Source organism: Candidatus Phytoplasma phoenicium, assembly GCF_001189415.1.
Taxonomy (GTDB): Bacteria; Bacillota_I; Bacilli_A; order Acholeplasmatales; family Acholeplasmataceae; genus Phytoplasma; species Phytoplasma phoenicium.
Map to the genome: position 1 here is coordinate 1 of NZ_JPSQ01000066.1, position 8,374 is coordinate 8,374.

Annotated in this window: 3 protein-coding genes; all 3 read left to right on the forward strand. The window is 28.3% G+C overall.

Features of this window, described 5'->3' with window-relative positions:
- Positions 1–24: 24 nt before the first annotated feature.
- Positions 25–417, forward strand: a complete 393-nt coding sequence (rplL, locus tag AlmWB_RS01590; protein WP_050337417.1) for a 50S ribosomal protein L7/L12 — start codon at positions 25–27, stop codon at positions 415–417.
- Positions 418–520: 103 nt separating this feature from the next.
- Positions 521–4,267: a DNA-directed RNA polymerase subunit beta gene (gene rpoB / locus AlmWB_RS01595; RefSeq protein WP_050337418.1), complete on the forward strand. Its 3,747-nt coding sequence runs from the start codon at positions 521–523 to the stop codon at positions 4,265–4,267.
- 23 nt (positions 4,268–4,290) lie between these two features.
- A complete protein-coding gene (gene rpoC / locus AlmWB_RS01600; RefSeq protein WP_050337420.1) occupies positions 4,291–8,373 on the forward strand; it encodes a DNA-directed RNA polymerase subunit beta' in 4,083 nt (1,360 codons plus the stop codon).
- Position 8,374 lies beyond the last annotated feature (1 nt).

Here is an 8,374-nt window from a genome sequence, read left to right on the forward strand (position 1 = left end):
ATATATAAAGAGAGGAAGTCGAGAATGACTAAGTTGAACAAAGAAGTTTTCATTGAAGCTTTAAAAGGAATGACTTTACTAGAAATTAAAGAATTAGTAGAAGGTTTAAAAGAAGAATTTGGCATTGATCTTTCTAACTCATCTTTAGCTAATACAGTTTCAGGAAATAATGCTAATTCTAATGATGGAGCAGAAGAGCAAACAGAATTTAAATTAATTTTAAAAACTTTTGGCGATGTTAAAAATAAAATTCCTGTAATGAGAGCACTTCGTGATCTTTATAATTTCACTTTACAAGATGTTAAACAATTAATAGAAACTCCAGATACAATTATTAAAGAAGGTATTAGCAAACAAGAAGCTCAACGTGCTAAAGAACAATTAGAATCATTAGGCGCTTCTGTGGAATTAAAATAATATTTAAAATTAAACTAACATTTTCAAGAGTAAAACCTAAGAAAAATAATATATCTTAGGTTTTTATTTTCTAAATAATAATTTGTGATAAGGAAACCAAAAAATGAAAAAATATCATGATGTTGAATATGGTAAAAAAGTTGTACGTCGAAATTATTCTAAAATCAATTTTAATATTGATTTACCTAATCTTATCAAAACTCAAATAGAATCTTTTGCTTTATTTTTAAAAAAAGGAATTCAAGAGTCTTTAAAAAATATTTCGCCTATTGAAAGTTATAACGGAGATTTAAAATTACATTTTGATGATTGTTTTTTAACAGATCCAAAATTAAGTATTCAAGAAGCACGTAAAAGGGATTTTAGTTATTGTGCAGAATTATTTGCCAATGTTCGATTAGAAAACGTCATTACTGGTGAAATACAAAAATCTTGTGTGTTTATGACTGATTTACCTTTAATGACTCCTTCTGGTACTTTTATTATTAATGGAACCGAAAGAGTTGTAATTGCACAAATTATTCGTTCTGCAGGAGCTTATTTTACTGAAAATTTTGATGTTAAATTAAATAAAATGCGTTTCGAAGGCCAAATTATTCCATCCAGAGGTGTTTGGATTGAATACGAACAAAGTAATAAAGATATTTTATATGTTAAATTAGATCGTTCCAAAAAAATTTCTTTAACTAAATTTATTTCTGCCTTAGGTTTTAATCATCAACAAGAAATTGAAGAGGTGTTTGGTAAACATGAATTATTAGATTTAAGTTTTAATAAAGAACATGATTCTAATACTCAAGAGGCTATTGTAGAACTTTATTCTAAATTACATCAAGGGGAAAAAGTATCAGCTAATGCAGCTAGAGAATTTATTAGAACTCGTTTATTCGATCCTAAAAAATATGATTTATCTTCGGTTGGCCGTTTTAAACTTAATAAAAAATTAGATATTTTAAATCGTGTTGAAAACACTTATTTAGCACAAGATATCAAAAATCCTAATAATCAAGAAATTTTAATATCTAAAGGAACTTTTTTAACAAAGGAGATTATTGCACAATTAAAAAATCAACGTCATTGTTTTAGAGTAGAATTATTAAATACACAAATTAGTTTAGAAAATGAAATACATAAAGGCAATGAATCGACTATTCTTGCTTATTTTAAAGATGAAGAACCAAAAAATACTAATATTTATTTAAAAAATCATATTTTAAATAACCAAACAAAAGAAATTTTAGTAGAAGCTGATACTTTAGTAGATGATAAAGTTTTGAATTTTTTATCACAAAATCAAAAATTTTTGGATAAAAAAATTGTGAACTATTTTTTAAAAAAGAATCCTTTAACACAAACTTTAAAGTTGGGGATAAAAAAGAAAGTCATTTGGAATGAAGTTCTGAATATTTACGTTTTAGATGATTATAATAATAAAAAATTTATTAAAGTTATAGGTAATGATCAAACAGAACAAAAAGAACATATTATTTTATCTGATATTATTGCTAGCATTAGTTATTACTTAAATTTATATGATAATATCGGAAAAGCAGATGATATTGATTATTTAGGAAACAGAAGATTACGTTTAGTAGGGGAACTTTTAAAAAATCAATTTCGTATTGGGTTGACACGTTCTGAAAAAAATATTAAAGATAGAATGTCTACATGTAAATTTGATTCAACAACTCCTGGTCATTTAGTTAATTTTGCTTCTTTAAGTGTTATTATTAAAGCTTTTTTTGGTCGTTCTCGTTTATCTCATTTTATGGAACAAATTAATCCTTTAGCTATCTTAACACAAAAAAGAAGGATTTCTGCTTTAGGAACAGGTGGAATTGATCGTGATCGCGCAGGCGTTGAAGTACGTGATGTGCATAATTCTTATTATGGAAGATTGTGTCCTATTGAAACTCCTGAAGGACCTTCGATTGGTTTAATTTCTTCTTTAGCTACTTATGCTCAAGTAGATAAATATGGTTTTATCAAAACTCCTTTTTTAAAAGTGATACATAAAAATAACTTGTCAAAAGTCACTTCACAATATGAGTATTTAACATCAATACAAGAAGAAGATGAAGTGATTGCATCAGCTGATTCTCTTTTAAATGCAGATAATACTTTGAAATCAAATAAAATTATTGCACGAAAAAACGGAGAAACAGGGTTTTATGAACCTAAAGATATTTCTTACATGGATGTTTCACCAAAACAAATTGTTTCTGTTGCGACTTCGATTATTCCTTTTTTGGAACATAATGACGCATCACGTGCTTTAATGGGTACTAATATGCAACGTCAAGCTTTACCTTTATTGATTCCTGAAGCACCTATTGTAGGTACAGGTGTAGAACATCGTATTGTTAAAGATTCAGGATGTTTGATTCTTGCTGAAGAAGACGGTTATGTTTCTTATGTAGATGCTCAAAAAATCATTATTAAAGAAATGAATGGTAAAGAAAAAACTTATGAATTAATGACTTTTGCAAAATCTAATCAAAATACTTTAGTTTTACATCGACCTTTAGTTTGCAAAAATGAATTTGTACAAAAAGGCGATATTTTAGTTGATGGTCCTGCCACTTCTCAAGGAGAGTTAGCTTTGGGAAAAAATATTACAGTAGCTTTTATGACTTTAGATGGTTACAATTACGAAGATGCTGTAATTATTTCAGAAAGCTTAGTTCAAAATGATATTTATACTTCATATCATATTAACAAATATGAAATACAAACTATGGAATTAAAAAAAGGCGCAGGAAAAGAAGAAATTACTAGAGAAGTTCCTAATGTCAGTGCCGAAGCTATAAAAAATCTGGATGCTAGAGGTGTTATTATTCCAGGTTCTGAAGTAAAAGAAGGCGATATTTTAGTTGGAAAAATTGTGCCACGAGGTGGCGTTGTAGAATCAACTCCTTATGAACAACTTATCCAAACTATTATAGGGGAAAAGGCTCGAGATTATAAAGATGCTTCCTTAAGAGTTCCTTATGGTGAAAATGGTATCGTACAAAGTGTAGAATTTTTTTCTGTTAAAAATGGTGATAATTTAGCTTATTCTGGAGTAAACGAAAGTGTACGCGTATATATTGCTAAAAAACGTAAAATTAAAGAAGGTGATAAGATAGCAGGGCGTCACGGTAATAAAGGAGTAATTTCTCGTATCTTACCTAAAGAAGATTTACCTTATATGAGTGATGGTACACCTGTTGATATCATTTTGAATCCTTTAGGGGTTCCTAGTCGAATGAATATTGGACAAATTTTAGAAATGCACTTAGGATTAGCAGCACGTAAATTAAACATTAAAGTTGCTACACCTGTTTTTGATGGAGTCAATAATAATGATTTAAAAGATATTATGCAAGAAGCTAATATACCTATAGATGGTAAAATGATTTTATATGATGGTCGTACAGGAGAACCTTATGACAAGCCAATTTCGGTAGGAGTTCTTTATATGATTAAATTATCACATATGGTGGATGATAAATTACACGCAAGAAACGTTGGTCCTTATACTTTGATTACTAATCAAGCAACACGTGGACAAGGTATTAGCGGACCAGGTGGGCAAAGAACAGGAGAAATGGAAGTGTGGAGTTTGTATGGTTACGGTGCAGCTCATACTTTACAAGAACTTTTAACTGTTAAAAGTGATGATTTAATAGGACGAAATAAAACTTATAATGCTATTGTGAATGGTTTACCTTTACCTAAACCTTCTATTCCTCAAAGTTTTCGAGTTTTTGCTAAGGAATTACAAGCTTTAGGTCTTCATGTAGAATTAATAAAAACAGATACGAAAGAAAACAAAGCTAATTATTCTTTAGTGACTAATAATAAATAAAAAGGAGTGATTTGCTGTTAATTATGAATTTGAAGACGAAATTAGAAGATTTGTCTATTGCCAAAAGAACTTTAGAAGGATTGAATTTAATTGGAATTAATTATTTATCAGATTTTAATTCTTATACTTTAGAAGATTTATGTTCCTTATTGACACAGGAATTTTTGGATGAAATTATTCCTTTTTTAAAAAAACATTTTTTGCCTGAAAATTTATCTAATTTAAATTTAAAAGATGGGTTAATTCAGTTACTAATTGAAAACAGTATTTATAATTGTCAAAATATTTTGCAAGTCGATAAAATGTTTTTATGGAATTTAGTGAAAAATAATGCTCTTTATGTAAAACAAATCAATAATGTTTTAGCTTTTTATCGTGAAAAATTTTTTGATGATATATCAAAAGAAGAAACTATCGTTAATCCTTTTTCTTCTATTGTCGATCCCTTAACCAGACAACACAAATTAAAAAAAAAATATGGTAGTCGAGAATATGAATATTTTAAAATTCGTTTAGCTTCGCCTCATGAAATCCGACAATGGTCTTATGGCGAAATCATTAATTATGAAACTATTAATTATCGTACAGCTAAACCCGAAATCGGAGGATTATTTTGTCCTAAAATTTTTGGACCTTCCAAAGATTTACAATGTTCTTGTTTAAAAAAACAAACTCTTAAAAAATTTCAAATTTGTCCTAAATGTGGTGTAGAAATAACTGAACAAAAAGTACGTTGTGAAAGAATGGGGCATATTGAATTAGTTTCACCTGTGGTGCATACTTGGTATTTAAACAGTTCTCCTAGTCGTTTAGCTATTTTATTAGGTATTAAAGCTAAAGAATTATCCGAAATAGCTTATTATGTTTCTTATATTGTTTTTTCATCAGGAAACACAGATTTACAAAAGAAACAAATTATTTCGGCGATACAATATGAACAATATTTAACACGTTATGGTGAAAACTTTGTTGCTTTAACAGGAGCAGAAGCCATTAAGACAATGTTACAAGAGTTAGATCTTAATCAAAAAATCCAAGAATTACGTCAACTTTTACAAAAAGTTTCTAAACCAAAAAGAGATATTTTAATTAAAAGATTAGAAATTATCGAATCTTTTAATCATTCTGATAATAAACCTGAATGGATGGTATTAGATGTTATTCCTGTTTTACCTGCAGATTTAAGGCCTATTGTACCTTTAGATGGTGGTCGTTTTGCTACTACCGATATTAATGATTTATATCGTCGTATTTTAAACCGCAATAATCGTTTAAAAAAACAAATTAAACAAAAAGCTCCTTTGTTAATTATTAAAAATGAAAAAAGAATGCTTCAAGAAGCAGTTGATTCTTTATTTGATAATGTGAAAGTTAATAAAAAAAATACTTCTAATATGGAGAAAAATAAAACTTTAAAATCTCTTTCTGAGATGTTAAGGGGAAAACAAGGACGTTTTCGTCAAAATTTATTAGGAAAACGAGTTGATTATTCTGGACGATCTGTGATTATTGTTGGTCCTGATTTAAAAATACATCAATGTGGAATTCCTCGTCAAATGGCTTTGATTTTATTCAAACCTTTTATTCTTAATAAGTTGCAAGAAGCTAAAGGTATTGATCGTAAAAGCGCTATTACTTTATATGAAAAAATGAATGAATATATTTTAAGTATTTTAGAAGAAGTTGTTAGAGAACATCCGGTGTTATTAAATAGAGCTCCTACATTACATCGTTTAGGTATACAAGCTTTTGAACCAAAATTAATTGATGGAAAAGCCATTAAATTACATCCTTTAGTAACGGCTGCTTTTAATGCAGATTTTGATGGTGATCAAATGGCTGTATATTTACCTTTATCATTAGAAGCTCAAGCAGAAGCTCGTTTATTGATGTTGGTGTCTAATAATATTTTAGATCCTAAAAATGGACATCCAGTTTTGTCTCCTTCACAAGATATGGTTTTAGGTAATTATTATTTAACTATTGAATCTAGAAAAGAACATATTTTTACAGGATATAATGCTCAACATAAAAATCAAGAATATCAATTTAAGCATCGCAATGAAGGTAAAATTTTTTCTGATTTAAAAGAAGTAGAATTAGCGTTTTTTAATAAATATATTGATTTACATACACGTATTTTGATTAAAACTGTTAATGTTGAATCATTTTTTACTAAAGAACAAAAAGAAAAATATTTAGTAACAACTTTAGGAAAATTAATTTTTAATAATATTTTACCTGTTAATTTTCCTTATATTCAGGAACCTACTATTGCCAATTTAGAAATTCAAACACCAGATTTGTATTTTATTCCTCGAGGGGTCGATCCAAAAAATTTATTATCGCAAATTCCTTCACCTGAACCTTTTAAAAAGAAATTTCTTTCTATGATTATTGGTCGTGTTTTTAAACAAAGTAATATTACTTCTACATCAAAAATGTTAGATAATATTAAAGATTTAGGTTTTAAATACGCTACTTTAGCTGGTATTACTATTTCTCATTTTGATATTAATGTTTATTCCAAAAAAGCAGAATTATTAAATCATGTAGAAAACAAAATATCTCAAATCGAAAAATGGTATGATTATGGTTTTTTAACAAGTACAGAAAAAAAGAGTTTAGTTATTAAAGAATGGAAACAAGTACGTGATAAAATTCAAGAAGGTTTGATGAAAGAATTTGTTAAAGATAATAATTTATTTATGATTAGTGATAGTGGAGCACGCGGTAACGCTTCGAACTTTTCTCAATTATCAGGGATGAGAGGTTTAATGAATAGCCCTAAAGGAGAAATTTTAGAAATCCCTGTAAAAACTTCATTCAAAGAAGGTTTAACAGTTTCAGAATTTTTTATTTCTACACATGGTGCTCGTAAAGTTTCTACTGATACTGCTTTAAAAACAGCAGAATCAGGTTATTTAACGCGTCGTTTAGTAGATGTAGCACAAGATAATATTATTACGCAAGAAGATTGCCAAAGTGATAAAAATATTTGGATTGAATCAATTATACAAGATGATAAAGAAATTATCTTATTATCGGAACGTATTTTTGGTCGTTTTGCATCCGAAGATATTGTACATCCGCAAACACAAGAAATTATTGTTGTTAAAAATCAAATGATTACAAAAGAAATCATCCCTTTTATTATTCAAGCAGGTATTACACAAGTGAAAATCCGTAGTGTTTTAACTTGTAATTGCGAACATGGTCTTTGTGTTAAATGTTATGGTTTAAATTTAGCAACAAATCAAAAAGTAGAAATTGGTGAAGCTGTCGGAGTTATTGCTGCACAATCTATAGGAGAACCAGGAACACAATTAACTATGCGTACTTTTCATACTGGAGGTGTGTTAGCAGTTTCTGATATAACTCAAGGATTACCTAGGATCCAAGAATTGTTTGAAGCTCGTAAACCTAAAGGAAAAGCAATTATTAGCGAATGTGATGGTTTAGTAACAGAAGTAGAACATCATGGTTCAAAACCATTTATTATCATCACTTCTAACGAACAACCAACCCAAACATATCATTATTCTCTTTATCCTAATATTGAAATTTTGGTTCAAGAGAATATGCAAGTAAAAGCAGGTCAAAAATTAACTACAGGTTCTATTGATTTAAAAGAATTATTAAGAGCTAGTGATGTTGAAGAGACACAAAAATATATTTTAGAAGAAGTACAAAAAGTTTATCAATCACAAAGTGTTAGTATTAGTGATAAACATATAGAAATTATTATTAGACAAATGTTTAAACAAATTGTTATTATCGATGAAGGTGACACTCATTTATTACCAGGTTTAGAAGTTTCTATTAAAGAATTTAAAAAATCTAATGAACAAATGTTACGACAAAATAAAAGATTAGCAGCAGGAAGACCAGTTTTATTAGGAATTACTCGTTCGGCTTTGAAAAGTGATTCTTTACTTTCTGCAGCATCTTTCCAAGAAACAACTAAAATTTTAATTGATGCAGCGATTAAAAGTCAAGTAGATTATTTATATGGTTTAAAAGAAAATGTTATTGTAGGCGGATTGATTCCTGCAGGAACAGGTATTTTAGATTCTATTTTCAAATATCCTTTACATGTTCAATAAA

Excerpts from the sequence above, each read along its gene's own strand:
- rplL (WP_050337417.1), top strand. The coding sequence starts at position 25 with ATGACTAAGTTGAACAAAGAAGTTTTCATTGAAGCTTTAAAAGGAATG.
- rpoB (WP_050337418.1), top strand. The coding sequence starts at position 521 with ATGAAAAAATATCATGATGTTGAATATGGTAAAAAAGTTGTACGTCGA.
- rpoC (WP_050337420.1), top strand. The coding sequence starts at position 4,291 with ATGAATTTGAAGACGAAATTAGAAGATTTGTCTATTGCCAAAAGAACT.